Source organism: Pseudomonas sp. Ga0074129, from assembly GCA_001465025.1.
Taxonomy (GTDB): domain Bacteria; phylum Pseudomonadota; class Gammaproteobacteria; order Pseudomonadales; family Pseudomonadaceae; genus Aquipseudomonas.
In genome coordinates, this window is the sequence record LNDO01000052.1 from 1 (window position 1) to 26,419 (window position 26,419).

General features: G+C 60.0%; 17 protein-coding genes, 2 tRNA genes and 1 pseudogene. All 20 read right to left on the minus strand.

From position 1 onward, the window contains the following. Window positions 1-94 precede the first annotated feature (94 nt). Window positions 95-2,122: pseudogene (locus AUK77_RS04535) on the minus strand (HsdR family type I site-specific deoxyribonuclease); the annotation flags it as partial. Window positions 2,123-2,225: 103 nt separating this feature from the next. Next, window positions 2,226-2,738, minus strand: coding sequence for an MltR family transcriptional regulator (locus AUK77_RS04540; protein ID WP_296126672.1), 513 nt, complete (start codon window positions 2,736-2,738; stop codon window positions 2,226-2,228). Continuing rightward, window positions 2,735-4,396 carry a crosslink repair DNA glycosylase YcaQ family protein gene (locus tag AUK77_RS04545; RefSeq protein WP_296126674.1) on the minus strand — a complete coding sequence of 554 codons (1,662 nt, stop codon included), beginning with the start codon at window positions 4,394-4,396 and terminating at the stop codon, window positions 2,735-2,737. The genes AUK77_RS04540 and AUK77_RS04545 overlap by 4 nt, the downstream gene beginning before the upstream one ends. A gap of 1 nt (window position 4,397) precedes the next feature. Then, window positions 4,398-5,717: a restriction endonuclease subunit S gene (locus AUK77_RS04550; RefSeq protein WP_296126676.1), complete on the minus strand. Its 1,320-nt coding sequence runs from the start codon at window positions 5,715-5,717 to the stop codon at window positions 4,398-4,400. Then, window positions 5,710-8,205, minus strand: a complete 2,496-nt coding sequence (locus tag AUK77_RS04555) for a class I SAM-dependent DNA methyltransferase (protein ID WP_296126678.1) — start codon at window positions 8,203-8,205, stop codon at window positions 5,710-5,712. Before AUK77_RS04555 ends, AUK77_RS04550 begins: the two co-directional genes overlap by 8 nt. Before the next feature lie 419 nt (window positions 8,206-8,624). Continuing rightward, complete coding sequence (locus AUK77_RS04560; protein WP_363079361.1) at window positions 8,625-10,349, minus strand: DUF927 domain-containing protein; 1,725 nt, start codon at window positions 10,347-10,349, stop codon at window positions 8,625-8,627. Window positions 10,350-10,895: 546 nt separating this feature from the next. Continuing rightward, window positions 10,896-10,971 (minus strand) — tRNA-Thr (locus tag AUK77_RS04565). A 249-nt stretch (window positions 10,972-11,220) separates the two neighbouring features. Beyond that, the gene (locus AUK77_RS04570; protein WP_296126679.1) at window positions 11,221-12,495 is read right to left on the minus strand and encodes a methyltransferase; all 1,275 of its coding nucleotides are present in this window, start codon (window positions 12,493-12,495) and stop codon (window positions 11,221-11,223) included. A 37-nt stretch (window positions 12,496-12,532) separates the two neighbouring features. Next, a complete protein-coding gene (locus AUK77_RS04575) occupies window positions 12,533-13,222 on the minus strand; it encodes an ABC transporter permease (protein WP_296126680.1) in 690 nt (229 codons plus the stop codon). Next, window positions 13,219-13,914 (minus strand): ABC transporter permease, encoded by a 696-nt coding sequence (locus tag AUK77_RS04580; protein WP_296126681.1) that lies wholly within the window; start codon window positions 13,912-13,914, stop codon window positions 13,219-13,221. Before AUK77_RS04580 ends, AUK77_RS04575 begins: the two co-directional genes overlap by 4 nt. A 52-nt stretch (window positions 13,915-13,966) precedes the next feature. Beyond that, window positions 13,967-14,719 carry an ABC transporter substrate-binding protein gene (locus AUK77_RS04585; RefSeq protein ID WP_296126682.1) on the minus strand — a complete coding sequence of 251 codons (753 nt, stop codon included), beginning with the start codon at window positions 14,717-14,719 and terminating at the stop codon, window positions 13,967-13,969. A 19-nt stretch (window positions 14,720-14,738) separates the two neighbouring features. Next, the gene (locus AUK77_RS04590) at window positions 14,739-15,512 is read right to left on the minus strand and encodes an ABC transporter ATP-binding protein (protein ID WP_296126683.1); all 774 of its coding nucleotides are present in this window, start codon (window positions 15,510-15,512) and stop codon (window positions 14,739-14,741) included. 246 nt (window positions 15,513-15,758) lie between these two features. Then, on the minus strand, window positions 15,759-16,487 hold the full coding sequence (locus AUK77_RS04595) for a SprT family zinc-dependent metalloprotease (protein WP_296126685.1): 729 nt from the start codon (window positions 16,485-16,487) through the stop codon (window positions 15,759-15,761). Next, the gene (locus AUK77_RS04600; protein ID WP_296126687.1) at window positions 16,487-19,756 is read right to left on the minus strand and encodes an HsdR family type I site-specific deoxyribonuclease; all 3,270 of its coding nucleotides are present in this window, start codon (window positions 19,754-19,756) and stop codon (window positions 16,487-16,489) included. The genes AUK77_RS04595 and AUK77_RS04600 overlap by 1 nt, the downstream gene beginning before the upstream one ends. Beyond that, window positions 19,753-21,699 carry an ATP-binding protein gene (locus AUK77_RS04605; RefSeq protein ID WP_296126689.1) on the minus strand — a complete coding sequence of 649 codons (1,947 nt, stop codon included), beginning with the start codon at window positions 21,697-21,699 and terminating at the stop codon, window positions 19,753-19,755. Before AUK77_RS04605 ends, AUK77_RS04600 begins: the two co-directional genes overlap by 4 nt. 325 nt (window positions 21,700-22,024) lie before the next feature. After that, on the minus strand, window positions 22,025-22,690 hold the full coding sequence (locus AUK77_RS04610; RefSeq protein ID WP_296126691.1) for a YecA family protein: 666 nt from the start codon (window positions 22,688-22,690) through the stop codon (window positions 22,025-22,027). Window positions 22,691-22,990: 300 nt separating this feature from the next. Further along, a complete protein-coding gene (locus tag AUK77_RS04615) occupies window positions 22,991-24,145 on the minus strand; it encodes a restriction endonuclease subunit S (RefSeq protein WP_296126693.1) in 1,155 nt (384 codons plus the stop codon). Further along, window positions 24,138-25,649, minus strand: coding sequence for a type I restriction-modification system subunit M (locus AUK77_RS04620; protein ID WP_296126695.1), 1,512 nt, complete (start codon window positions 25,647-25,649; stop codon window positions 24,138-24,140). The genes AUK77_RS04615 and AUK77_RS04620 overlap by 8 nt, the downstream gene beginning before the upstream one ends. A 96-nt stretch (window positions 25,650-25,745) precedes the next feature. Beyond that, a complete protein-coding gene (locus tag AUK77_RS04625; RefSeq protein ID WP_296126697.1) occupies window positions 25,746-25,913 on the minus strand; it encodes a hypothetical protein in 168 nt (55 codons plus the stop codon). Window positions 25,914-26,043: 130 nt separating this feature from the next. Then, window positions 26,044-26,119 (minus strand) — tRNA-Phe (locus AUK77_RS04630). Window positions 26,120-26,419 lie beyond the last annotated feature (300 nt).

A 26,419-nucleotide genomic window follows, 5' to 3' on the forward strand; every position in this document is an offset into this window, starting at 1 on the left:
TGCGCTTGAATCCTTTGGTGTGAGAGCCTGGATTCTACCGGTGGCTGGCCCTCTGCCTATCGTTTCAAGCGTTGCACTTATTCTATGAATTCAGGCCGGAAATAATCGGTGCGAATTCCAGGCTGCGTAGCGTGTTGCGATAGCGCCACGCCTGCACGCGCGCCTGCAGCTTGGGCGGTCGCTGGCACAGGGCTTCATCGTCGAGGTCTTTATCGACAGCGGGCAGTGCGTCAGCCTCCGCCAGCAGCTCATCACGGGCGGCCTGCAGCGCATGGAAATAGCGGATGGCCGCAATCCGGCTGTAGGCCACCACCTGCGCCTTGTAGCCATTGGGCAGGATATTGGTCACGTAGTGGCGGAGGATGTCGCGGGCCTTGTCGGTAATCAGGGCCGGGGCATCGAAGATATGGCCCTTGGTGGCGTATTTTTTCTTGATCAGTTCCAGTTCGTCCTGGCTATGCTCGCGAAATAAATCCTCGAACAGCTCATCCAGGCTCGCCCCGTCTTTCACCGCACCCTGTGCCGTGCGTCCTTCGTAGAGCACGGGTACAGTCGCGCCATCCGCCTCGGCCTCCTTGATGGTGTATTTGTCGATAAACGCACCAAAAATTTCGTGGGTACGTTTTTTGTCACCCATGATGATCGGCGTGCCGGTAAAGCCGATGCGCACGCAGTTGGGTAGGCCTGCCAGCAGATTCGCGTGCAGATCGCCGGCTTGGGTGCGATGTGCCTCATCGATCAGTACCAGAATGCTCTCGTCGTGGTTGAGCACCTCGAACGGTTTGCTTCCCTGGTAGGGAGCGCGTTTTTCCGCGGCTTTCACCAGCGCTGCGTCTTGCGCAGGGCGAGCGGCCGCCCCATCTTCGTCCTGCTCAGGGTTGCGGTACTTCTGGATGGTGGCGAATACCAGCCCTGGGCCTTGGCGCCGTGCCAGGGCTTTAACGCCCTCGATATTAGAGGCGACCTCCGGCAGTTCACCGCTTAGCGTGGCGGTGGCGGCGAGCTGGCTCTGCAGGTCTTTGCGGTCGGTGACCACGATGATCTTGAAACGGCGCAGCTGCGAATCGGTGCGCATCTTGCGCACCAGAAACACCATGGTCAGGCTTTTGCCCGAACCCTGGGTATGCCAGACGATGCCGCCGCGCTGGTCGCTCTCGCCATGCTCAAGGCGTGTCTGGCCGTGTTTCATGCGGGTCACCGTGCGGTTTACCGCGCGGTACTGCTGGTAGCGGCAGACCGTCTTGATGGTCTGCCCGCCAACCTGCATAAACAGCATGAAATGCCGGATCAGATCGAGCAGATGGGCAGGCGCTAGCATGCCCGCCACCAGGCGCTCCTGCTCGGACAATTTGGCTTTGCCCAGCTGCTCGGCCACGGCTTGCTCGCTGCCGCTGCCATCCGGGCCTACCACGGTCTTCCATTGGGAAAAATGCGCGAAGCCGGCGCCAATACAGCCCACCCGGGCTTCGTCGTAGCTGCTGGCGATCAGCAACTGCACACTGGCGAACAGGGGCTCATTGCCCTCGTTCTCCTCGACCTCGAAGGCCGCCTTGCGCTGGTTGCTGTAACGGCGCAGTTGATCGACGGCCTCGGCCAGCGGTTCAGGAATAGAAGGGCTTTTACACTCCACCACCACCAGCGGGATGCCGTTAACCAGCAACACCAGATCCGGGACGATGAATTTCTTACCGCTGTTGTAGCCCGGCGGGCAATCGACGCGGTACTGGTTGATCACGCTGAAGTGGTTATTGGCTGGGGTGTCCCAGTCGATGTACTGGATGGTCTGGCCGCGCCCGCCTTCCCAGCCAGGGAGGCCGTCGACGGTGATGCCTTTGAGCAGCAGCTCTGTGACGCTCTGGTTGGCCTCAATCAGTTTGCCGGCACCCACACGGGTAATGGCGGCGAAGGCTTCGGCAATGCGTTGATCATCCAACCAGGGCTGACCGTCGCGCAGGTTGATGGCTCGTAAGCGCTCGGTCAGCGCAGCCCGCTGAATCACTTCACTGAAGCTGCTGCGGCCGGTGATGGCCGGATCGTCGAGGCTACCCTCGGTATGCTGCCAGTTCAGCCCCTGCAACTGAGCCACAAAGGGTTTTTCGACGTCTTCCAGTTCCCAGCCCACAGGCCACTCCTTGTCTAATTGGGTGATTTTATGGGGGCAGATCCCCCATAAGTCCCCATAACTCCCATAACGGCCCCAATACTGCCGAATGGATACGCCAAAGCTAGTCGCGCTGGGCTCGGTTATAACGTTGTAGGCCAGGAAGGGCGCCTAGATGAGCAACCACCTGGTTGACGCCTACTTGGTAAATATCCCGAGCTGTAGCCTCAGCGGGTGGCTTCATAAAGAGGTTGAATTCATGCCATTTCAGGTTTCTGCACAGGTATTTGATCCTGTCATCCGCGAACGAGGCAGAAACCTTGTGTGCAAATTCATTCCTGATCTTCCCGATGATCTTGATGTCTTTGTAGACCAGCTCATGAATAACGCCTAGCAGATAGAGCAGGCGGGCTCTGGCTACAAGACCGTTGAGTGGGCCAGCCTCACCAATCAGGTATTTCACCTCGGAGCGATCATCCAGAAAAGTCGCAACCAGAATGTCGCCGAGCAGGCTCTCGATATACGCACAGCCAACAATCGCAATTTCACGCTCATTGTCGTGCTCGTAGTTGAACGCCTGAGAGAACTCCTGAAGTTTTGCGAATTCAGCGATCAACTCGTCGCGCTGACTGCTCATGCGTCAGGCCCCAGCACATAGTGGCTGCCACGTTTTTCACCTTGCAGAATCAAGCGATTCTCATCGCGAAGCTTTGTAAGCAACTCCTTTGCCTGCTCAGCAGAAAGACGGCAAAGCTCCATCACTTCGGCGCGCTTAATTGAACCATGCTGGCGAACGTAGCTCAGCACCATTTGCTCGTGCTTAATCGGTGTGAAGCCTGCCTGGCGGGTATAGGCGGCTTTGTCGCCTACAGCCTGGTACAGGCTGGCCGACAGGGTGTAGCTGCGACCGCGAGTGGAGCCATGGGCTTCCACCAGACCGGCTTCGGTCAGGGCTTCCAGGGTGCGTTTGGCGCTGGTGGTGTCTCGTTGGATCTGCACGGCCAACTCATCAGCCGTGACGCGCTTGCTTTCGCGCAGGGCGGCGAGGGCGATCAGGCTGTCGATGGGCAGCTCGGCATTGGTGGCGCGTTCGTGCTCGACCACCAGGCGGCGGAAGTCCAGGTCGGCCTCTGCGGTGGGCAGGCGCAGCACCACGCTCTGCGCGCTGGTGTGGCTGTAATCCGGCGCCGGGCGGCCAAACTTGAGCATGCCGCGAAAGATCTTATCCACGCCACGGCCGGAGCGTTCGACCACGCCAATGCGTTTCATGGCATCGGCCAGGGCCGGGTTGCGCGGGCGCGGTTCGGTCACCAGCAGATTGGCCAGGGTCACGCCATCGACCAAGCCGCCGGGGTTGCTGACCACCAAGGCATCGTCCTCCAGGCGCACATGAACCGCGCCGCGACCGTGGTAGTCACGGTGGACCAGGGCATTGGCCACGGCTTCGCGGAAGGCACCGAGGTCGACCTTGGGCACCGGCACGCGGAACAGGCCGACCTGCAGTTCTTCCTCGGGGTTATAGGGGCGAAAGTTGGTTTCCAGCCAGTCCAGCGCTTTGAGCAGCGGGAAGCGGCGGAATTCGTTGAAGCGCACTGCCTGCTGGGCCAGCACCTGGAAGGCGAACTCGTGGGTGGGCACCAGTTGCCGCAGCGAGGTTTCCCGGCCGACCAGCAGCAGACCGGTGAGGGTCGGCACGCGCGTACCATCGGCTTGCCGCGCGGTGAGCAGCAGCGCGCCGTCGAGGGCTTCGTCGTCCAGTTCCAGCAGCACGCGGTCGCCGCCGTACTGCTGCACGGCCTGGCGCAGGCGTTCGCGCTCCAGCGGGTCGAGGTCGGCCAGGGTGGCGCCGGCCACCGGCTGGGCGGAGACATCGAGCAGGCCGAAGCTGCTCGCGCGGCTGCTGCGCTCATGGGGCAGCATGGCCACGCACTCGGGTGTACCGTCATGTTTGAGGCGGCGGCGCAGGTAGACACCGCCGGTAGTGGCTACTTCGCCCTGAGCCTTGGGCACCTGGATGCGCGCCACAGTCACGCCGTCCAGCTCGACCGCCTCGACCTGCACATTCAGCGACGGCGAGGTGCGCGCTGCGACCATACCGGCCAGGCCCTCCAGCATCCGATGCTCGGTATGCAGACCGCTGGGTATGCCGTCGTCCTCCACGCCCAGCCACAGTTCGCCGCCTTCGGCATTGGCCAGGCAGGCCAGCGCCTCGATCAGCTCGCGATCGGGGAGCTTGCTGCGGTCGCTTTTGAACTCGACGGTTAGGGACTCGCGGGGCGGCAGGCGCTGGGTCATGTCAGGCTCCCGTTGCTGCATTAGCTTGCTGCACAGATTCCAGCAGCGGGGTGACGCGCACGCGGCCGGTGAGGAGGTCGTCCATTAGGCCATTTTTCTGTGCCTGCAATTTCGACAAGCAGAGTGCTTCGGCTCTTAGCCTCTCATCAAAAGCCCGGGCATGCGCAACGATTGCGTGTTGCTCTTCTCGTATGGGACGTAGGATCGCAAGCCCCTTGATTACACCTTGAGATATGTTTGTCTGCGACTCAGCCATACCACTGACTGTTCGAGAGATTGCACTCTGCATGTACCCTGCGGATAACGCCAAGGCAAAGTAAGCAGGCACCTCAGAGCTAAGCAGCCGCAAGCGATAAATCTTGTCTGAGATCATCAGTTGAGGGCGTGTGGATGGAACATGAACCACAACTCCAACGCGACTTTTTGGGCCTGCGCGGGTAATCAGAATGTCATCACTTTTGACCTCAAGATCAGGTCGTGGCTTAAACGGGACGGGTAGCTGCTTATTTTCCTCTTCGTTATACCCCTCCCATACAACCGAGGTCGTCTTAAGAACACCCCACTCACCGGCGCCAGCTGGCTCGGATGGGCAGTCAGGACTCCATCCTTGACCAAGCTCGCTGAGTACTGCCCCCAACTTCACTACCTCCCACTCCCTCGGAATCCACCCCAACGGCGACTCCTTGTAGAGCTGCGGTGCTTCGCTCTGTGGTGGGCGCAGTTGGCCTTTGGCGTCGATGCCGCGGGTCAGCAGGTCGTGCAGCAGGCCCTGTTTGACGGCCTTGAGCTTGTCGATCAGCGCCTCAGTTTCGCGGATGGCCGTGTCGAGGGTGTCGAGGATTTGGGCGATGACAGGCTGGGCTGCTTGAGGCGCCAGTGGCACGGGAATATTCAGATAGTCCTGAATACGGATGCCCTTCACCGTGGAACCAACGGCCCTGCCCTCGGCAAGCGGCTGGATGTATTGAATCAGTTTCAATAAGTACTCGGCGTATACACCCAAGGCAGGAAAAAGCGCCTTCACGTCCTGATTGATCGCCATGGGGATCACCGGCAGCGCAGCCCTGCCGACCGCCATCCGAGTGCAGACCAGCGGCGTTTGTGCAGGAATCAGGTTGCTGGCACTGGCATGAAGGCCTGCAGAGGAAATGTGCTCCTCGGTGTCCTGAATCACGCCCTTCTGCTCAGGGAAGTCCTTGACTGAGGCCCAGGGAATTTCCCCTTTCCAGTAGGACGGCACCTGCCGTGAGGGCGTACCGCCGCCAATATGCCGTTCTACTGCGTCCCCTAAAGGACGCTGCTCATACAGAGTTTCAGACATACCCCAACCCCTTCAAGAACCCCTGCAACGCTTCGGCCGCCGCATCACGCTTGTGTTCGATCTCGTTCAGCGTCACCCGGTACTTGTCCCACCAGTTCTCGAAGGCAGCGACTATCTGCTTGCGCTGGGCGGCGATATAGCGCTCGACAATGTCCTTCATATCGTTATGCAGGATGGTCAGCAGCAGCTCGGCGGCCTGGGGCTCGTCCAGGCCGTCGACTGCCTGGTTTAGATGGTTGGCGAAGTTTTCCTGCTGGGTTTTGAGCTGCTTTTTCACCTTGGCCAACTCGGCCTTCCATGCCTTCAGCTGGACTTCGTCGATGGGGTTTTCCTCGTTGTCGGCATCTGCCTCGCCGTCGGCCTCGTCGGAATCTTCCCCCTTGGTTGGGGCGGCGGCCTTGAGCTGGCTGTCCAGTTCGGCCTTTTTAGCTTCCAGCTCGGCCAGCTCGGCCACGAAATCGCCAAGCAGGAACTTCACCAGCTTGTGCTCCAGCGGGCTCTGCTTGCTGGCCTTGTCTTCACGAGCGGTGATGATACTGGTGCGCCAGGCATCGATTACGCCCCGGCTGCCGCGGGCCATCAAACCGAGAAAGTCGTATTTGCTCTGGTACCAGAAGCCGGCGACGATGCCGCGGACCTGGAAGGGGTCGAGCAGGCCGATGCCTTCCAGTGTCTGGCTAAAGCTGGCCAGCAGTTCGCCGCGCAGTTCGACCAGGGCGGCGCTGTTATCCAGCTTCCCAACCAGGGCGGTGATACGCGGGCTGTGTTCATTCCACCACTGCTCGAAGGCCTCACGCAGGGCGGCTTCCTTGGCCTGCATGCCGGCATTGCCTTCGATGGCCGGCTTGAGGTCGGCGCGGCGGCTTAGCTCATCGCGAAAATCAAAATACTGTGCATCGCGCGCGACGAAGAGGTCGTGCGGGTCGAGGCCGTGGGCGGTGAATAGCGGGGCTTTCGCTTCAACTTCGGCCTTCGGCACACCGCCGAGCAGGTGGGCGCGCACATCATGGGGCTCGGGCGGCGGGGCGTTGTCCACATAGCGGCGGATATTCAGGTTGTAGTCGTTGGCGCGCAGGGTGGCGATGTCCACCACATCGCTGAGGCCGTCGATGCGGCGGAATTCGTCGAAGGCGGTGGTGATCTTCTCGATATGCTCGGGCAGCAGGTAGTTCTGCGCGCGGCCTTCGAAATATTCGCGGTCGGCGTTGATAAACAGCACCTTGCCCTGGCGTTCGGCTGGTTTGGCACTGATGCGGTTGGCGCCTTCCTGCTTCTGTTGGCGCAGGATCAGGATGCAGGCCGGGATGCCGGTGCCATAGAACAGGTTGGCCGGTAGGCCGATCACCGCTTCAAGCAGGTCGTTCTCGATGATGCCGGCGCGGATGCCGCGTTCCTCACCGCCACGGAATAGCACGCCGTGGGGCAGTACGGTGGCGATCATGCCCTCGTCGCGGGTGACGGCGAGCATGTGCTGGAGGAACATCAGGTCGGCCTTTTTCGATCCCAAAGGCACTTCGCCGAAGCGGAAGCGCTCCTCACGGAAGGTCGGGTTCCAGGCCAGGCTGCCATCCGGGTTTTTCTCGGTATGGCCCCAGTTGATGGAGAACGGCGGGTTGGTGAGGATGCGGTCGAAGCGGCGTAGCTCGCCCCCTTCGATATGCCGAGGGTCGGCCAGGGTGTCTTCGTTCTCCAGCCAGGCGTTGCTGATCCCGTGCAGCAGCATGTTCATCTGCGCGATGGACCAGACGGTGCCGTTGAATTCCTGGCCGAACAGGTTGGCCTTGCGACCGTCCTCGCCGTGCTCGTCGATGTACTCCTTGGCCGCGATCAACATACCGCCCGAGCCGCAGCAGGGGTCGTAGACATCGTGGGCCAGGGTCGGTTTGAGCAGATGCACCATTAACCGCACCACTGAGCGCGGCGTATAGAACTCGCCGCCTTTCTTGCCGGCTGAGTCGGCGAACTCGGCGATCAGGTACTCGTAGGCAGCCCCCAGCAGGTCGGGGAATTCGAAATCGCTGTTGCGCAGGCGCACTTCACCGAAGTGGGTGATGAGCTGGCGCAGCTTCTGGTCGGGAATCTTGCTCTGGCCGACCTTGCGGGTGAAGTCAATGTGTTCAAGCACCCCTTCCAGGGAGGCGTTATTTTCCTCGATGCCGCCCAGCGCTTTGTTCAGCAGGTCGCCGACGTTGATATGCGCTTCGTTGACCAGATGCTTGAATCGAGACTGGCTGGGCACCCAGAAATTGCCATCGCGTTTATACCAGCGCGGATTTTCCGCCGTGACAAAAGCCTCGGCCTTGCTCTTGCCGGCGTTTATCTCTTCAGCCACGACCTGCTCATAGCGCTCCTCGAATACATCGGAGCAGCGCTTCAGGAACAGCATGCCAAAAATATATTCCTTGAATTCCGAGGCATCCATTTTGCCGCGCAGAATATCGGCGGCCTTGAACAGGTGGCGTTCCAGTTGTTGCAGCGTGAGAGGCATTGCGGAATCCCTAGTGGGCACCCTAGGGCAGGGTGCCGATTCTGACGGCATAAATGCCGGAGATTGTATCCCAGGCTGGGTGGTGGGCTGCAGGTGGGTGGGGCGAATGTACTGATTCACTGGGTGAAAGTACTGGAGGGCCTTATAGGCTTTTGCCGGGCTCTTTCGTCTATCAGATAAATGGTGATGCGCCCCCTGATTTCGCGTAGGGAACAGCGGGAGCAGAGGGACAGGACAAGCATGGGGCAGTCTGTAGTTGTTCCCTGGCTCTTTCCTTGGTAGGGAACTAAGGGAACAGTTCGCACTGGTGTTCCCCCAGTTCCCTGAGCTGTATCCGGCTAGGTAACAGCTGGAGAGCTTATGGCTCTGGGTTGTTACCGCTGTTCGCTGTGTTCCCTGTCCGAAACGCTAAGGAGCAATCAGTCTGATGGCTCCAGGCGGGTCGGGTCGATCCAATACAGCCCCGGGCTGCTGCCATCTGGGAGGCGCTTTTTGTGCTGCATTTTGCCTGGTTCTTTTTTAACAAGCGCACCCACCTTATCCAGGGTGCGGGTGACGCGGGTCAGTTCAAAGCCGCGAGTCGCCTCTTCTAGGCCGCTGCGGTTGAATAGGTACCAGCGGCCGTTGGGGCCGTTCTCCAGGTAGCCGGCACGGTCACGCACACCTTTTTCACCCGTTATCAGCGACTGAAAACGGGTGCTGCCGTGGCGGTCGATGAAGTCGCGTACAGCGCGCAGTATTTGTTTATCCTCGCAGGGGCCAGCCCCACGCTCTGCCAGCCAGTTCTTGAACAGCTCAATCATGCTGCTAGTTCCCTCGCCGCTGGCAATCGGTAACAACTCCATGTCTACGGCCAACTCCAGTGCAAGGGCAACCAGCGCGAAACGCATTGCAACACGTGCTGACTGGCCTGTATTGGCGGGGAAATTAGCGCGAATGGTGGCTAGCATTGTCGCCAGCTTTTCCATGTCGCCGCTGGCAATCAGGCGGCGGACAAACTCTGGGCCGACGTGGCCATAGTTGCTGACGCTGGCGAGCACCAATGCTTCTGCAAAGGTGGCACCATCTGGGTGTTTGTGCAGGTTGTCAAACGCCCCATGGGTTCTCCCGGCCGATAGGGTTACTAGCCGCACCTCTTGCCCCGCACGAGTGCGTTTACCTGCTTCGGCCATTTTCGTTTCGAGTGTCACTTCGCCACTCGATAGCAGCATGACCCGCCAGCGGCGTACTTGCCTTGCAGCAGTCGAGCTGCCGGCGCGTTGTTTGCCAATACCATCTGCCATGCTATAGACCACATCGCCGACCGAGTGCGGGTCAGCTTGGCCTAACTCGTCCAGTGCTAGCAGGCAGTCGTTACGCAGGGCGGCGATGCCTTCCAGCCCATTGGCCGTCGCATTCCATTTCAATGTGAAGTGAACGCCATGTCCCCACACAGATGCGGCACATTGGACAACGACGGTTTTCCCATTGGAGCTGTCCCACAGCAGGTGGAAGCCGCCGCTTGAGTAAAGGTTCAGCGGGGCCAGCAGCGTGGCCGCCAGCGCAGTTCCGATGCCCAGTTGCAGCAGGGGGTTACCTGATAGCGCTGCTCCGATAGTTTCACGCCAGCCGTCCAGAGTGCCGGCCTTGTCATATTCGCCAACGGCTTCGTCCCCAGTTTGATAGATGGCTTGGCCCTGGCCAATGCACTCCAATGGAGTGACGAACAGGGATGCACCATGCCAGCCAGTGACTGGGGTGCAGATGATGCGTTGCTCTGGTGCCTGACTGGCAATATAGAGCATCACCTGGCGATGGCTCTGGTAGTCGATTTCAAGCCCCATGCTGTAAAGCTTGGCCAAAATGGTCTGTGGACGACCTGCCAGCAGTTCTTCGGGCATTGCCCAGGTAAGCCAGTGACCGTCTCGATTTTGAATTCGGAGTAAGCGGCCATAGTCTGCGTTTTGAGACTGGCTGTGCGTAATGGCATCAACATGCAATGGCCCGCACAGCCACTCATGAGTTGGCGCTTCCTCCTCGCCTCGGCTGGATTTCTTGCCAAGATGCCAAACGCCTGGTTTCAAGAGCTTCCCATCCAGGGGAGTGGGGTTGTCAAACACCTGGTAGCAAGGCCGCGAAAAGACCGTGTTAATGCTGCTTGCCAGAGGGCTTGGTTGGGCGTGGTGAGCGTCGCTATCATTTTTTTGCATAAACGATCCCCTGATTCGAAGGCGTACTAACGCCCGCAAACCATTCATAGGTCTGGAAAATTTTGGAAAGGGGAGCCCCCTAATGCAGGGTCAGAACTCGATTAGAGGGCAGGCGATTAGCAGATCAGGCTGATGGCCTGCTCAACCTGATCGTGACTCCATAGCAGTCGGCGCCCAATACGGAATGGCTGGGGAAAGCCGGGGATGGTGCGGCGCAGACGCCAAAGCGTTGTAGGGCTGCAGCGAAGAATCCCGCAGAACTCGTCGTTTGTGTGGAAGGGGTGTGTCATTGGCGTACCTCCAGTGTTGATCTGGAAGTAAAGTGACATTTCTAGAAAGCGATTTGGGCGGCTATTCGACCACTTCCTTGTCAGTTTTAGGACTGATTGCGGGGGCGGGCGGGGCAGGGGTTAGCGGGTAGCTGTTGGGAAGTGTTGAGCAAAGTGTTGAGCAAAAACGAAAAAGGCCCACCTTGCGGTGAGCCTAAGTCGTTGATTTATATGGTGCCGGCACCAGGAGTCGAACCCGGGACCTACTGATTACAAGTCAGTTGCTCTACCAGCTGAGCTATACCGGCCTTTGAGGGTCGCCATTATATCTATTCATTTGGCTGAGTAAAGCCACTTGTCGCTAGATATTTGCAGTCTCGGTTATCACCCTGATTTGGCTTATGCACATTCGCGGGGCGTGCTGTGTGACTGTGCGCAGTGTTTGTGCGTTGGTTCACTGATTTTTATAAGCTCATGTTTTTAATGAGATTATTTATTCGGCTAAAAAGTGATCAAGTGCTTTTTGGCGTGTAACGGTGCGCGTTCGCGGCGTTTGCTCAGAATCTGTCAACAGAGTTATCCACAGATGTTGTGGGTAAGATTGAATGGCGTTCTGCCAGTAACAGCATGTTGCGTGGGCTTTGCTCGGGTGCGCAGAAGGTGCCCAAACGCACCTCATAGCCCTGTTCTTGCAGGAAGAGCGCGCGGTCGAGCAGCAGCCAGAGTTCCAGTGGGCGGCGGAATAGGCCGCGTAATAGCTCTAGGTTGCGCACATGAGCCAGGCGTTGCCAGCCTTGCTGCTCAAGCTCTTGCCAGTTTTGCGCGCCGGGGCACGGCAGTTGTTTGAGCGCGGCGAGGTCTTTGCAGTAGTCGGCAAAGGGTTTGTCTAGCCAAGCGGCTGGTAGGGACGGCGTTGGCAGGTACTCATCTATGCCGCGAATGTGTCGCTGTAATCCGTCAAAAGCCAGTCGGCGCGCCATGGAAAGATCGCGTTGACGACGCACGCGTGCACCGGCCGTGACGGTTTCACTCAAGGGCAGGCCGAGGTCGTCAATCGACAGTTGCAGTGTCGAAGCCTGTGCGCGTTTCGACAGTGCTTGGTAATGCGAGCTACTGATGCGGTTGTAACAGCACGGCGCAACGGCCAATTGCTGGCAGCCGGTCTGGCTGGCCAGTTGCAGCAGACGCACATGCAGGTCGCCACAGGCGTGCAATGCCACGGGCGTGTGTTGCGCATGCAGTAGGGCGGCGGCAGTGTCGGCCAACACATCCTGCGCAATGTGCTGTGCGTGAATGCTGAGTTTGCTGCTGAGTTTTTCGCCGCTGCTCACCAGTTGCGGATTGTATTCCAGGCACGTTAGCGCGCCGCCATCGTGGGCCAGCCGGCGGCCAAGATGACCTTTGCCCGCGCACCAGTCCAGCCAGTGCTGCGGTGTTTGGTTGAAGTTCAGGCTGCGTGCAAAGGCATCAATCTGTTGCCATTTACGCCCCGGAACGTCGGTTTTGAATTGCGCAGGTATGCTCAGGGCGGGCCGTTGTGGCAGTTCGCCGATCAAGCTTAATGCGTGTGCCTGGGTGGCCAGTTGCGGGAAGGGCGCAGGCGCGGGCAATAAATGCGGCTGGTTATGCGCCGCTTCTGCGTGTTCCAGGCTTTGTGCCCTGAGCCAAGCCGCTAATTGCGGGTGTTGGGCTTCCCAAGGCAGTGCGGGGTAATGCACGAAAGGTCGAGGCCGCCACAGCCCCGCGTGCTCGTCGAGAAACGCGTCGAGTGCGTTGAAGCGCGCCAACAGGTCGGCATTTTCCAAAATTGGCGGGTGTGTGCTGGTCGGCATGGTGGGTCAGGGCTGAGGGCGCATGGCCCTCAGCTCATCAGCGGCCTTGGCAGGCGTCGACGCGCAGCCAGCGTTCCAGCAGCTTGAAGCCGCGTACTAGCAGGAAGGCGATCAGCAGGTAGAACATCCCTGCCGCGAAGAAGATTTCTACCGGCAAGTAGGTGCGTGCAATGATCGTGCGTGCCATACCCGTCAGCTCCAGCAAGGTCACGGTGCTGGCCAGGGCGCTGGCCTTGAGCATCAGGATGACTTCGTTGCTATAAGCCGGTAAGCCGATGCGCGCCGCGCGCGGCAGGACGATATAGAACATCGTCTTGGCTCGCGACATGCCCAGTGCGCGCGCCGCTTCAATCTCACCCGGCGGCACGGCCTGAATCGCGCCGCGCAGAATCTCGGCAATATAGGCAGCGGTGTGCAGCGTCATGGTCAGTACGGCGCACCAGTATGGGGAGCGCAGGTAGGGCCACAGCGGGCCTTCGCGCACGGCATCGAACTGCGCCAGGCCGTAGTAAATCAAAAACAACTGAACCAGCAGCGGTGTGCCGCGGAAGAAGAAGATGTAGCCGTAGGGCAGTGCGCGCACATACCAGTGCCGTGAAGCGCGTGCGATACCCATCGGCAGCGCCAGAATCAGCCCGGCGATAACGGCGATGGCCACCAGTTCCAGAGTCAGCATCGCACCCTCAGCCAGGCGCGGCAGCCATTTGATGATCACTTCCCAGTTCATGAGGCGCTCCTGACAAAGCCACGGCTGGCGCGTTTTTCAAGGAAGTGCATGCCGATCATCGCGAGTACGGTCAGGCCGAGATAAATGAATGCAGCCACCATGTAGAAGGTGAAGGGTTCTTTGCTGGCGGTCACGGCGATTTGCGAGCGGCGCATGATTTCTTCCAGGCCAATGACCGAAACCAGTGCAGTGTCTTTCATCAGGATCATAAACAGGTTGCCCAGGCCGGGCAGGGCGATGCGCCACATTTGCGGCAGAATCAGTCGCCAGAAAATCCGCGGCTTGGACATGCCCAAGGCCAGGCCGGCTTCGCGGTGGCCCTTGGGGATGGCCAAAATGGCGCCGCGGAATACTTCCGTGGCGTAAGCACCGAAGCACAGGCCAAGGGCAATGGTGCCGGCGGCAAAGGCATTCAGCTCAAGGCTTTCGATACCGAGTAGGTCTGCCAGATTGCGCATTAGCTGCACCGTGCCGAAATAGATCAGCAAGACCCAGAGCAATTCGGGAATGCCGCGCACGATGGTCGAATACGTACCGCCAAGCCATTGCAGCGGCTTGTACGGGGAAGTTTTGGCGAGAGCGCCGAGCAAGCCAAGCACCAGACCCAGGCACAGCGCGCTGAGCGCCAGCTTGATGGTCATCAGGGTGCCAGCAGCCAGGGCTGGGCCGAATCCGTAGAGGTCGAAATTCATAGGGGCTCAGAAGCCTGCGCCGCCCTGGGGCGGGCGACGCAGTGCCGGCAGCTTAGTAAATGCTGAAGGGGAAGTACTTGTCGTTGATTTTCTTGTAGGTGCCGTCGGCGACGATTTCAGCCAGCGCAGCATTCAGCTTCACGCGCAGTTCATCACCCTTACGCACGGCAATGCCGATTTTGTCGTTGTCGAACACAGGGTCGCCCTTGAATTCGAAGCCTTTACCGGCATCGCTCTTGAGCCATTCCCACTGTACGAAACTGTCTGCCAGGATGCCGTCCAGACGACCCGAGGACAGGTCCAGGTAGGCGTTTTCTTGGGTGTCGTACAGCTTCAGTTCAACCACGCCGTCCAGGTTGTCTTCCAGCCAGGTGCCCGCGATGGTAGCGCGCTGAGCGCCGATTACTTTGCCTTGCAGGCTGGCTTTATCAGTCTTGAATTCTTTGCCTTTGGGGGCAACGAACTGCAACTTGTTGGTGTAGTAAGGGTTGGTGAAATCCACAGCAACCTTGCGCTCTTCGGTGATCGACATCGAGGCGATCAGGAAGTCGAATTTCTTCGCGTTCAGCGCCGGAATGATGCCGTCCCAGTCAGAGGTGACCACTTCACATTCAACTTTCATCTTGGCGCACAGGGCTTGGCCAATTTCCACGTCAAAACCACCGACTTGGCCGCTGGCATCAATCAGGTTGAAAGGAGGGTAAGCGCCCTCGGTGCCCAGTTTCAGTTTGTCGGCGGCGACGGCGCTGGTGCCGAAGGCCAATGTGGCGGCCGCGGCCAGCAGGATCTTCTTATAGTTCTGCATGCGTAGTTGCTCCGTGTTTTCAGTGGTTGCTGGACATGAATTGTTTGCAGCGCGCCGAGTTCGGGTTGTCGAAGACCTGCTCCGGGGAGCCTTGCTCTTCAACCAGCCCCTGATGCAGGAACACCACCTCGCTGGACACCTGACGAGCAAAGTTCATCTCGTGAGTTACCAGCAGCATGGTGCGCCCCTCATCGGCGAGTGCGCGGATCACATTAAGCACTTCTTGTACCATCTCCGGATCGAGCGCCGAGGTGGGCTCATCGAACAGGATGACTTTCGGTTGCATCGCGAGGGTGCGCGCGATGGCGGCGCGCTGCTGTTGGCCGCCGGAAAGCTGATTGGGGTAAACGTGACGCTTGTCGGCAATGCCGACCTTGGCCAGCAGTGCCTCGGCCATCTCAATGGCTTCAGCCTTACTCTTGCCGAGTACGCGGCGTGGTGCCTCGATGATGTTGTCGAGCACGCTCATGTGCGGCCACAGATTGAAATTCTGGAAGACGAAGCCGATCTCGCTGCGCAGGCGATTGATCTGGCGATTGTCGGTGGCGACCAGATCGCCATTCTTGGCGGCCTTTAGCTTGAGTTCCTCACCGGCCACGATGATCTGGCCTTTGTGCGGGTTTTCCAGCAGGTTGATGCAGCGCAAGAAGGTCGACTTGCCGGAGCCGGAAGAGCCGAGGATGGAAATCACATCGCCATCGCGAGCGGTGAGGGAGATGCCCTTGAGTACCTCAAGGTCGCCGTAGCGTTTGTGCAGGTCGCGAATTTCCAGCGCGGGCGTGGCCTCGGCCATTGGGTGTCCTCTTCTTATAAATGCATGACGGCGTTACACGGCCTCCCTGGCGAGGCGTCAAGCTAGCATAGCGATTCGCTGACCGCCAAGCCGTTTACCGGCCTGCGGGCGCTCACCCGGTCACGCTGTCGCTTGGCTGCAGTTTGCTGACGCGTAGATGCAAAAAATGGACGGGAAACATTTTTCACGTCGCGCAGCGACGGCCCGAAGGGTGGCCGCCATGGATGGCAGGCTATAAAGCATGGCTTAACGCACATCGTTCAAATACAGCTCGACCATCTCATCTAGGCGCGCCTTGATCGGCTGCCAGTCCGGCATCAATTGATCGAGCAAACGCCAAAAGGCTTCTGAGTGATTGTGCTCGGCCAGGTGGCAAAGCTCGTGCAGCAGCACATAGTCGATGCATTCGGGCGGAGCTTTGACCAGATGCGGGTTGAGCGTCAGGGTGCCGGAGTGCGAGCAACTGCCCCATTGCGTCTGCATGGTCAGCAGGCGCAAGGCCGGTATTTGCTCCAGCCAGCGGGCCTGCGGGGTCAAGCGCGCCAGGCGTTGCTTGAACTGCTCACGGGCGCGCACCTTGTACCAGGCGAATAACAAGGCACGCACTTTAGCCGGGCGGTTCTGCCGCAGGGTGACGCATAGCGTGCCACGCAGCAGCTTGACCTGCTGCGGCGCGCTGGCATCTTCAAGCACTTTCAACGGGTAGCGCTTGCCCAGATAAAAGTGGCTCTCGCCGCTGATGTACTGGCGCGGTCGCACATGCAGCAGGCGTTCGCGAATGGGTTGCAGCTGCTCCCAGATCCAGCGGGCGCGCTTGTTCACTCCAGTGGTGACCTGTTCGGCGCTGGCGTCCTGCGGGGCGAGCACCAGCACCTGGCCATCGGGCTGCACCTTGATGGTCAGCTTGCGTGCCGGGCGTGGCGCGTACTGCACCCTATAGGCAATTGTCTCGCCGCCGTAATACAGGCTGGCCATCAGGCTTTGCGCGCCCCGGCGCGGACGATATGCACCACTTGTTCCACCAGCGCCTGCACCTGATCCATACCCAATCCCAGGGCTTTCAGCGCCATAAAGTACAGCGGCAGCAGTTGCTGGCGCACGGCGGCCTCGATATTCAACGGGTTGATGGAAAACTCGCGCACCGCCTGGCTGACGACGGCGTCGGTCTGCTCGGCAAGCGCTACCCATTGCGCGGTGTCGATGGTCTCGGCGACCACGCGCTGTTCATCCAGCAGCAGCTTGAAGGCACCGAAATACGCCTGCACATGGGGGTTGCCGCGCACCGCGTCGGGCAGTTCGTCGAGTTGGCGTTGTTGCACCTGCTCGGCAAAGTCCTTGAACAACAGAAACTGCTTGAGCGGGTTGTCGAACAGCGCGTCGGCCTCGGCAATCACCTGGCGCAGCAGCTCGGAGAAGCGTTTCTGCGCATAGGGATCGTCCAGCAGCTGGTCGATTTCCTTGGTCAGCCGCGTTTGGATGATGTCCTTCTCGTTGCGGGTTTTTTCCTCGCTCCAAGTCTCGGGTTTGTGCGCCCCCATATCGCCGACTACATAGGCACCCTTGGACTCGCGCACGCCAATGCCCAGCACATGCTTGTCCATCAGCTTCTTCACCTGCACCGCGTACTCGTCGTAATCCACGGTATCGCCAGTGGCCTGCTTGAGGCGCTGGCGCAGGTTGGACAGCTGCTTGACCGTCTCTTTGTACTGGCGGCGGGTCTGTTCGCTAACGCTCTTGTCTTGAAAGAACGCCTGCGACTGCAGGGCAATCGCCAGGCAAGCGGCAAACTCGCTGAGCAGCGCATAGAAGTCATCGCGGGCCTTCTGCCGCGTATCCACCTGCGTGCCGTCCAGTTCCTGCAGGCGCGGCAGTAGCACCGCCAGCATCTGCTCGATGTCCTGGGTGTTCTTCACCTCGGCGAAGATCGCCCACAATTGCTGGTGCAGGCTCGGCAGTTTTTTGTATTCGGTGCTCATCGGGCTATACAAGCCGTCCAGGTCTTCGATGTTGTAACCGCCCTGGGTGCGGGTGGCCAGGTCCTGGTACTGAGCGATGGTGATGTCCAGCTCGCCGAGGATGCCGCGATAGTCGATCAGCAGGCCGTGTTTCTTGTTCGGGTGCAGGCGATTGACCCGCGCGATGGCCTGGATCAGGTTGTGCTGCTTGAGGTTCTTGTCGATATACAGCACCGCGTTGCGCGGCTCGTCGAAGCCGGTCAGCAACTGGTCGATAACGATCAGCAGGTCGGGGCCGTCATCCTGAGCGAAGGCATCGATCATGCGCTGCTTGTAGACGGTGCCGTCTTCTTTGCCGACATGCTTATCCCACCAAGCCTGCACCACCGACTTGCTGTCCTCGTCGCTGTCGCTATTGCCCTCGCGGCTATCTGGGGCGGACATCACCAGCGCCGAGCTGACCTTGCCGATCTCATCGAGAAAGCCCTTCAGGCGAATCGCCGACACTCGGCTGTCGCAGGCCACCTGGCCTTTCAAACCCTCCAGCACCGAACTGCTGAAGTGCTCGCTGATGTCATGGGCGATCAGCTCCAAGCGCCCCAGCGCCTTGTACAGTTCACCCTTCTTGGCGAATTTCTTCTTCAGATCGGCCTGCTGCGCCTCACTCAAGCCTTGGGTATGGCGCTCGAACCAACTGTCGATGGCGCGATCATTGACGTCCAGCTCCAGGCGGCGTTCCTCGTACAGCAGCGGCGTTACCGTGCCGTCTTCCACGGCTCGCTGCATGGTGTAGGCATGCACGATGGGGCCGAACTTGTTCTGGGTTTTCTCGTTTTGCAGCAACGGCGTGCCGGTAAAAGCGACGAAGGCCGCGTTGGGCAGGGCCAGGCGCATCTGCACATGGTTTTCGCCGCCTTGCGAGCGATGGCCTTCGTCCACCAGCACGATAAAGTCGCTGCTGTCGTTGCGACATTCCGGCAGCTTGGCCGCCGAGTTGAATTTTTGGATCAGGCTAAACATCACCCGCGCCGTGCCCTTGCCGATCTGCTGGGACAGGTGCCGGCCGGACTGGCTCAGGGCCTCCTGCTGATCGCGCTCGGTCAACACCCCGGCGCTGGCGAAGGTCTTGCTCAGCTGCGCTTCCAGGTCGGTGCGGTCGGTGATCACCAGCACCCGGCAGTTCTGCAGCTCTGGGTGGAAGATCAGCGCCTTGGAGAGCAGCAGCATGGTGATCGACTTGCCCGAGCCGGTGGTGTGCCAGATCACCCCGCCTTGGCGTGCGCCGCGCACATCGCGCTGCTGAATGCGTGCAATCAGCGCGCGGATGCCAAACACCTGCTGGTAACGGGCGACGATCTTGCCGTGCTTGCTGTCGCTGTAGGTGTAAAAGCGCACCAGCTCCAGCAGGCGATCCGGCCGGCACAGGCTGGCCAACAGTTTGTCTTGCTGGCTGGCCACCAGACCGCCGGCCAGCCAGCTGCGGTACCAGGCCAGGCTGGCGGCGCAGCGCTGGGCGAATATCGCCTGCTCCTGGGCGGCAGCCAGCGGGCGATTCTTTAGCTCGGCGAATTCCACCTCGCCAATTTCTTCCTCACGCCAGGCCGCCCAGAACTTCTCCGTGGTGCCGACCGTGCCGTAACGCCCGCCACTGCCATCGACCACCAGCAGCAACTGGCTAAAGGCGAACAGCTGGGGGATTTCATCGGCGCGTTGGTTGCGCAGCATCTGCGAGATGCCCTGTTGGATCAGGTCTTTACCGCTGTTGGAGTCCGGCCGCTTGGCCTCAATCACCACCAGCGGCAGGCCGTTCACATACAGCACGATGTCCGGGATGCGCTGGCCGATACCGCTGGTGCAGCCTACGCCCAGCTCCTCAGTGAGGTGGAAGCTGTTATTGCTCGGCGTGTTCCAGTCGATCAGCGCAATGGTCGGGTTGACCTTGGCCCCGGCCACAAAGTCGCCCACGCTCACGCCGTACAGCAACTGATCGGACAGACGCTGGTTGGCCGCCTGCAAGCCCTCATTGAGTGGCGGATGGCTGATCTCGGCCACCAGTTTGTTCAGCGCCGCCTCACTCAGGCCATGCTCCACACCATTGCTGAAAAAGCGTCGCTTAGCCAGCTCGGCACGCAGCACTGGGGCCAGCACCACGCGCTCCTTGCTGCCGCGTAACGCCAGCGCCTGGCTTGGGCTCAGGTAGGTAAAACCGAGGTTGGCCAGCAGCGCCAGAGCGGGGATCTTGGCGCTGAATTCTTCCTGAAACTTGGGGTGGGCAACGGCAGTGGTCACAGCACTATTCCTTGTTCGGCCAACCATAGGCGACCGGCAGCGCTGGTCACATAGGCTTGTTGCGGATGATTGATCACTTCGGGATGGCGGTACTGCAGCAGGCCCTGTTGTTCACGCAGCGGGTTCAAGTGGCTACTTTTCAGGGTTTTCACTTGTCGACCCAAATGCTGGGCCAGTTGCTCTGCACGTTGTGGGCGTAGGGCGCACAGCCAGAGAATCAGCGGCCACAACTTGTCCTGACGCGCCTTGGGTGAAAGTGTCGCCAGCGCATGGCGCAATGGCCCGGGTAGGTCACCCGTATTTGCGCCGAGGTCACCCGTATTTGCGTCGAGGTCACCCGTATTTGCGCCGAGGTCACTCGTATTTGCCCTGAGGTCACTCGTATTTGCGTCGAGCTCGCTGCCATCCGGGCCTTCTGCCGGGAACAGCGGCAGGCCCGGTAACTCCGCCAGCTGGTAGTAGGTTGCCGGTCCCGCGCCGCCTTTTACCAGCAAGCCGCGTTGATGGTGCAGGCGGCCCAATATCTGGCTGGCAGCCAGGGTATCGAGGTCGCTGATGGCGCGCAGGGCGGCGTTGTCCACCGCGCCGGTTTCTGCCGCCAGAATCAGCGCCTTGGCCTCGTCGGCGGTCAGCTGTAGATGGCTGAACTGCTGCAGCCAGCGCAATTGCGCCTCGCCTAGCAACTGGTGCAGCAAATAGATGGCGCTGAACTGGTTTTCCAGCTGATGGCTGCTGAACACTGGCGCGGTTAGCCCCAACTCTTGCAGCAGGCGGCGCATGGTGCGGATGCCGGTGCCTTTGGTCTCGGCGAACTCCAGGTCATACAGCACCCCGGCAATGACCGGGTTGCGCAGCAGTGAACCCATCTCGCCGAGCAGCGCGGTGGGCTTGAGCGAATAGCCGGCATTGCGGATTTCCAAACGATTGCTGTAACGCACCACCAGGGTCGGTTGGTTGACCTGATAGTCGCGGTGCATCAGGGCATTGACCACCGCTTCGCGAATCACCTTCTGCGGCAGCAAGGGTTGGTCGGAGCGCTGGGTTTCGCCTTCACGCAAACGAAAGTGCCGGGGCATATCGTCCAGAATGGTCGCCTCCAGGCGGGCGATCAGGCGCAGCAGCGGCTCGCGAAAATCCTGGGTGGTGGCGAAGCGCTGCTCGGGGTCTTCGACCCACTGCGTGCCCTGGATGCGTACATAGTCGACCCGCACGGCCGGCAACAGGCGACGCAGCGCCAGCGGTTTGCCCAACAGCAGCAAGCCCGCCACATTCGGCCGCCAGCGCCCGTCGAGCTGCTTGACCAGATTGAGCGCGCGCAGCATCTCCTCATCGCTGGCCAGCAACTCCTCGGCCTGCGGGCGCACGCGGGTGCGTAGTTGCCGATAGAGGGCAATTGCGCCGCTGTCCAGGTCGTCCCACTCGGCGTCCGGCAGAATCACCTGCTCAAAACTCATGCCCGACTTGGCCAGTAGCAGTGGCTCCAATTCGTGTTGCGAGCACTCGTAATCGCCATTCAGGCCGCGCCGCCAAACCCCGGTTTTGCGTTTGTGCTTGCTGTCGAACTTGCCCTTGAACACGCAGGGTTTGGCCGCCGCATCCAGCTCCGGCACATACAGCGCAATAATCCGCTGGCCTTCAATGAGCGCCGTTTGGCTGTGTATCGGGATCGGCGTTTCGAACTGCTCGCGACAGTTGCCCTGAATCTCGTTCAGCAGTTTGTCGACATCGGCCACGCCTTCCAGCCAGAACGCATCGTGTAGTGCATCCGGCTCGCACACCCCCAGCAGCAGATAACCGCCGCCCAGCCCCGGTTCGTTGGCGAAGGCGCAGAGGCTTTGCATGATTGAGCTGCCAGCCTGGCTGGCGCGCTTGGCCTCGATGCGCGGGTGTTCGTCGAGGGCGCGCAGTTCGGCCAAAAGGGATGCAACCGATTGCATCAACATGGGACGCCTCCATTGCGTGGTGCGCGGGCGTGGGCACTGTTGGTTGGCGGAACGCTGGCGAGCGGCATGGAGCTTCCTTGCGTGGGCATGGGCAGACGATACCAGAGGCCGCCAGCCAGGCCGAGTGTGGCGGTGTTGCCGCTAGTGCCGTGGTAGCCCGGATGCAATCCGGGGTGGTAGATGCGTGCCGCCCCGGATTGCATCCGGGCTACGGGGCTGCTGAGGCTTTTGTGAGAGGGGCTTTAGCCGCGACTGCGTGCATGGCAGTAAACCCTCGCGGTTAAAGCGGAGCGCCGCCCGCCCCCGCCCACGGATTGCGGTGCGCTTAGTGCAGGCAACACTGCTTGAACTTTTTGCCGCTGCCGCACGGGCAGGGGTCATTGCGACCGGCTTTGGGCGCGGCCTGCACTGGGGTTTGTGCAGGGCTGGCCGCTTGGCTGCGCTGTGCCAACCAATACGCGTGCAGGGCGCGTACGGCGGGTTCGATGGCCGTGACCGATTGCTGGTGCTCGGCCTGGCTCATCTGCTCCAGTCGCGGCCAGTTGGCTTCGCTGCCGTGCAACTCGATGGCCGCCAGGTGCGCGGCCTCAGCTTCTGGCAGCGCCGGCCATTGGCCCAGGCTTACGCCGCGCATATAGCCGAAGCACCACTCCTCAACGATGGTCAGGGTTTCGCCCTCGTACTCGCGGATGCTGAACAGCGCGGCGAACTCGGCTGGGTATTCCATCAGCATCAATACGCAGTTGTTGATGTGCTGAATCAGCAGGGTCATAAAGCGTTGCAGCTCGGCGTCTTTGCCGAACTTGGGCGGGGTGCCGCCCCACAACGCCGGCAGCCAGCGGCTGGGTGGCAATATCTCGGGGCCGGAGATCAGCGCGGTAAAAAAGCCATCCAGCTCGCTGGCGTCCAGGATCGAATCATCGTTGCCGTACTTGAGCAGGATGCTCTCGACATAATCCAGTTCGGCGTCGCTGAGTGGGTCGCTTTTCATTCGTGGGTCTCGTGGTTCGGGTTGGATTGCGCCGGGCGGTTGGGCGCGACGTAGGGTGGGTTAGCGGCGCGGGCCGTGGTGTTTAGCCGCGCCGCGCAGGTTATGCGCGGCGTAACCCACCGTTGCGGTTTATCGGTAGGCCGCCATGGTTGGTTACGGCGCGCGGGTTTGGCCGTGGCCTTTGCGACCGTGACGGGCGCCTAACCCACCCTACGGATCTGTTGTGGTAGCCCGGATGTAATCCGGGGTGTTTATGCAGGCGGCCCCGGATTGCATCCGGGCTACGGCGCTGCGTCGAGGTCAGGCTGCCGCATCGGCGTCCGGCTTGACCCGGCGCTGGCCGGTGAGCAGTTGTTGCATCAGGGCTTTTTTCTCCAATTTGAGCGTGGCCAGTTGCGCTTGCAGATTGGCGACTTCGGCGTCGGCGGTGGAGAGGACCTGGGCGATTTTTTGTTGTTCGGCTTTGTCCGTCGGGTAGCGGAACTCGATTTCCTTGAGCTCGCGCATATGTCGGCTGTACCCAAGGTTCGGGATATCCGCATTGGACAGAAGGTAATAAGCGAAGCGGGCTTCTAGCAGATCGGATGCTTTCAGAATTTGCGTGCCATCAGCACCCGGCGAGAACTCAAAATCAACCCATTTGATAGCGCGAGTGTGGTCGCCAAAAACGATTACAGGGACATCGCGATAGACCTGATCGCTGTCGGTATAGCCTGCGATTAATGCTTGCCCTTGATCGACAACAGGGGTTTTGCCTTGCTCTAGATAGTTGCTGGATATCGTTTGAGTTTTCTTGTCATTTTTTACAAGAAACAACGATGGAAAATCCGCGATCTGCCAATTTCCGTGCAGCCCCGCAAAGCGCTTTTGCCCTGTCAGCAACTGCTGCACTAGGGCCTGCTTCTGCTGCTGGCTATTGGCAAGCAAGCGCTCGGTGGTGGTGATGGCTTTATCCCACGCGGAAAGGATTTGAGCGATCTTGGTTTGCTCTTCAATTGGAGGAGTTGCTATTTCTAGAGGCCTTAAAACTTCCAAATTTATATTTTTCTGAGCATTTTGTGTGGCCTTGGAATCAAGGTCATCTTTCAGTGTTTCTAAAACTTTTTTCAGCCAGAAAACGTGAGCCTTTGCAGGCTTTGGGATTATTGCCACTACGCTGTCTGGGCACGCCACTTCATAGGTGGTGATGGCTGTTTCGCCGATATTTGCTGCAATTGTTATTAGAATGCTGTCTTTGGGGAAAACCTTGCTGACTGTCTTGCCTAGTTCGTTGAGGGTCTGCTTGTGATTGATAAGATAAGTGCCGGCAGCGCTGACCTCTCCTGTCTGCACAAAGGGAATATCGCCACCAAAGAACTTAGGATCGTTTCTTGGGCGCGCTGAAAACTTTCCTCGTTCAACAGTCGCGAGCTCTTCCAGTCGCGATAATTTCCAGCCTGCTGGCAGCTTATTCATAACCCAGCTCCCGCAAATACCCACCCATCTCCCGCTTCAGCTCAATCAACTCCCCTTCCAATCCCTCACGCTCAGCCTTGATCGCCAGCAAATCAATCTCGTCCTCGGCCTCGAAGGTGTCCACATAGCGCGGGATATTTAGGTTGTAGTCGTTGTCGCGGATGGCTTGCAGGCTGACGCATTCGGCGTAGCGGCTCTGGTGCTGGCGGGCGCGGTAGGCGCTGACGATGCGTTCTAGCTGCTGCGGGCCGAGCTGGTTCTGGTTTTTGCCGGCCATAAAGTCGCGGGAGGCGTCGATAAAGATGACGTCTTGCGTGCTCTTGGTTTTGCGGAACAGCAAAATCGCCGCCGGGATGCCGGTGCCGAAGAACAGCTTTTCCGGCAGGCCGATCACCGCATCCAGCAGGTTTTCTTCGATCAGCGCCTGGCGGATTTTGCCTTCGCTGCCGCCACGGAACAGCACGCCGTGGGGCACCACCACGCCCATCCGGCCTGTACCCGGTTTAAGCGTTTCGATCATGTGCAGGATAAAGGCATAGTCGCCCTTTGTTTTTGGCGGGATGCCGCGCTGGAAGCGGCCGAATTTGTCGTGCTCGGCCTGTTCGATGCCCCATTTCTCCAGGGAGAAGGGTGGATTGGCGGTCACCACGTCGAAGTGCATCAGGCCGCCGCTGGCGTCGAGCAGTTGCGGATGGCGGATGCTGTCGCCCCAGCGCAGGTCGTGGTTTTCTTCGCCGTGCAGAAACAGGTTCATTTTCGCCAAGGCCCAGGTGGCACCGATGGATTCTTGGCCGAACAGGGCGTAATTGCGCGAGCCGGTTTTCTCCAGCACCTTGCGCCCGCATTTCATCAGCAGCGAGGCCGAGCCGCAGGCCGGGTCGCAAATCTGCTCGCCGGGTTGCGGGTCGAGCAATTCGGCCAGCAGGTCGCTGACTTGCGCCGGGGTGTAGAACTCGCCGGCAGTTTTGCCGGCACCGGCGGCAAAGCGCGAAATGAGAAACTCGTAGGCGTTGCCGATGATGTCCTGGCTGCCGATGCGCGAGGGGCGCAGGTTCATGTCGGGCTGGGCGAAGTCTTCCAGCAGGTGGCGCAGCAGGTTGTTTTTGCTTTTTTCTTCGCCGAGCTTGTTGGCGTTAAAACTGATGTCTTGGAACACGCCGCGCAGCTTGGCGCTGTTGGCGTCTTCGATGGCGTGCAGCGCTTCGTCGATGCGCTCGCCATTGCCGGGCAGGTGGCGTTTGTCATGCAGGCTGTAGAAGTTGGCGGACTCGGGCAGCACAAAGCGCTCGGTCTTCATCATGGCGGCGATCAGCGCCGGCTCATTGCCGTATTTGGCCTGGTAGCCCTCGTAGTGGTCCTGCCAGACGTCGCTCAGGTACTTGAGGAACAGCATGGTCAGCACGTAGTTCTTGTAGTCGCTGGCATCCACGCTGCCACGGAAGGTGTCGCAGGACTTCCAGATGATGGCGTTGATGTCGTCCTGGCTGATGGGGCTATGGCTCATGGGCTTCTTCTTGGCTGAATCAGGGGTGGCGGACGGTGAGTGCTGTGTTGCGCTGGATGCGGCGGCTGATCTGGCGGCTGGCCATGGGCTGAACGATCAGGGTTGCTTGATAGCTGCGGGGCTCGCTGCGTATCGACTGGGCGTGCTGCTGATGGGGAGGCTGATAAGCCGCTGGGCGAATGCCTGCTGAGTTGCCCAGGCGCTGGCGCGCAGTTGCAGGGTGAGCTTGCCGTCGTCGGTGCTGTTGCGAATCGGATCATGCATGGCAGCGGGCGTCCCTGGTGGCTGAGGGTGCCGAACATGGCGCACGGCGAGCGAGGTCGCCAGCTTTTTCTGCAGTTGGCGTTCTGCAGATAGAAAAAAGGCCCACATCGCTGTGAGCCTTTTCTGTATTTGGTGCCCGGGGACGGAATCGAACCGCCGACACGGGGATTTTCAATCCCCTGCTCTACCGACTGAGCTACCCGGGCCAACGGCGGCTATTAGACGGATTTGAAGGGGGAGTGTCAAGCGTGATTTTGAAAAATATTTAACTATTACGGGTGGTTAGGTTCGGCTGGTGGGCAAAGACCGACGCTATGGGTAGCCCGAATACAATCCTGAGGTGCTTTCACCGGTGGCGGTTTTCCCCGGATTTCATCCGGGCTACAGCGCGGTGGCGGCGGGATTGCTGTTAGCGCTTTTCGCCGCTAAAGCGCCTCCCACAGGTAGGATTTGCACATGCTGTGGCGTTTGGATGTGGGAGGGGCTTTAGCCGCGACGGGGCGCGA

Bases quoted from the DNA above. Each gene is read 5' to 3' on its own strand.
- AUK77_RS04540 (WP_296126672.1), bottom strand. From the start codon at position 2,738: ATGAGCAGTCAGCGCGACGAGTTGATCGCTGAATTCGCAAAACTTCAG.
- AUK77_RS04595 (WP_296126685.1), bottom strand. From the start codon at position 16,487: ATGGCCAGCCTGTATTACGGCGGCGAGACAATTGCCTATAGGGTGCAG.
- AUK77_RS04620 (WP_296126695.1), bottom strand. From the start codon at position 25,649: ATGAGCCATAGCCCCATCAGCCAGGACGACATCAACGCCATCATCTGG.
- AUK77_RS04570 (WP_296126679.1), bottom strand. From the start codon at position 12,495: ATGCCGACCAGCACACACCCGCCAATTTTGGAAAATGCCGACCTGTTG.
- AUK77_RS04605 (WP_296126689.1), bottom strand. From the start codon at position 21,699: ATGTTGATGCAATCGGTTGCATCCCTTTTGGCCGAACTGCGCGCCCTC.
- AUK77_RS04625 (WP_296126697.1), bottom strand. From the start codon at position 25,913: ATGCATGATCCGATTCGCAACAGCACCGACGACGGCAAGCTCACCCTG.
- AUK77_RS04585 (WP_296126682.1), bottom strand. From the start codon at position 14,719: ATGCAGAACTATAAGAAGATCCTGCTGGCCGCGGCCGCCACATTGGCC.
- AUK77_RS04550 (WP_296126676.1), bottom strand. From the start codon at position 5,717: ATGTCTGAAACTCTGTATGAGCAGCGTCCTTTAGGGGACGCAGTAGAA.
- AUK77_RS04610 (WP_296126691.1), bottom strand. From the start codon at position 22,690: ATGAAAAGCGACCCACTCAGCGACGCCGAACTGGATTATGTCGAGAGC.
- AUK77_RS04590 (WP_296126683.1), bottom strand. From the start codon at position 15,512: ATGGCCGAGGCCACGCCCGCGCTGGAAATTCGCGACCTGCACAAACGC.
- AUK77_RS04615 (WP_296126693.1), bottom strand. From the start codon at position 24,145: ATGAATAAGCTGCCAGCAGGCTGGAAATTATCGCGACTGGAAGAGCTC.
- AUK77_RS04580 (WP_296126681.1), bottom strand. From the start codon at position 13,914: ATGAATTTCGACCTCTACGGATTCGGCCCAGCCCTGGCTGCTGGCACC.
- AUK77_RS04555 (WP_296126678.1), bottom strand. From the start codon at position 8,205: ATGCCTCTCACGCTGCAACAACTGGAACGCCACCTGTTCAAGGCCGCC.
- AUK77_RS04545 (WP_296126674.1), bottom strand. From the start codon at position 4,396: ATGACCCAGCGCCTGCCGCCCCGCGAGTCCCTAACCGTCGAGTTCAAA.
- AUK77_RS04575 (WP_296126680.1), bottom strand. From the start codon at position 13,222: ATGAACTGGGAAGTGATCATCAAATGGCTGCCGCGCCTGGCTGAGGGT.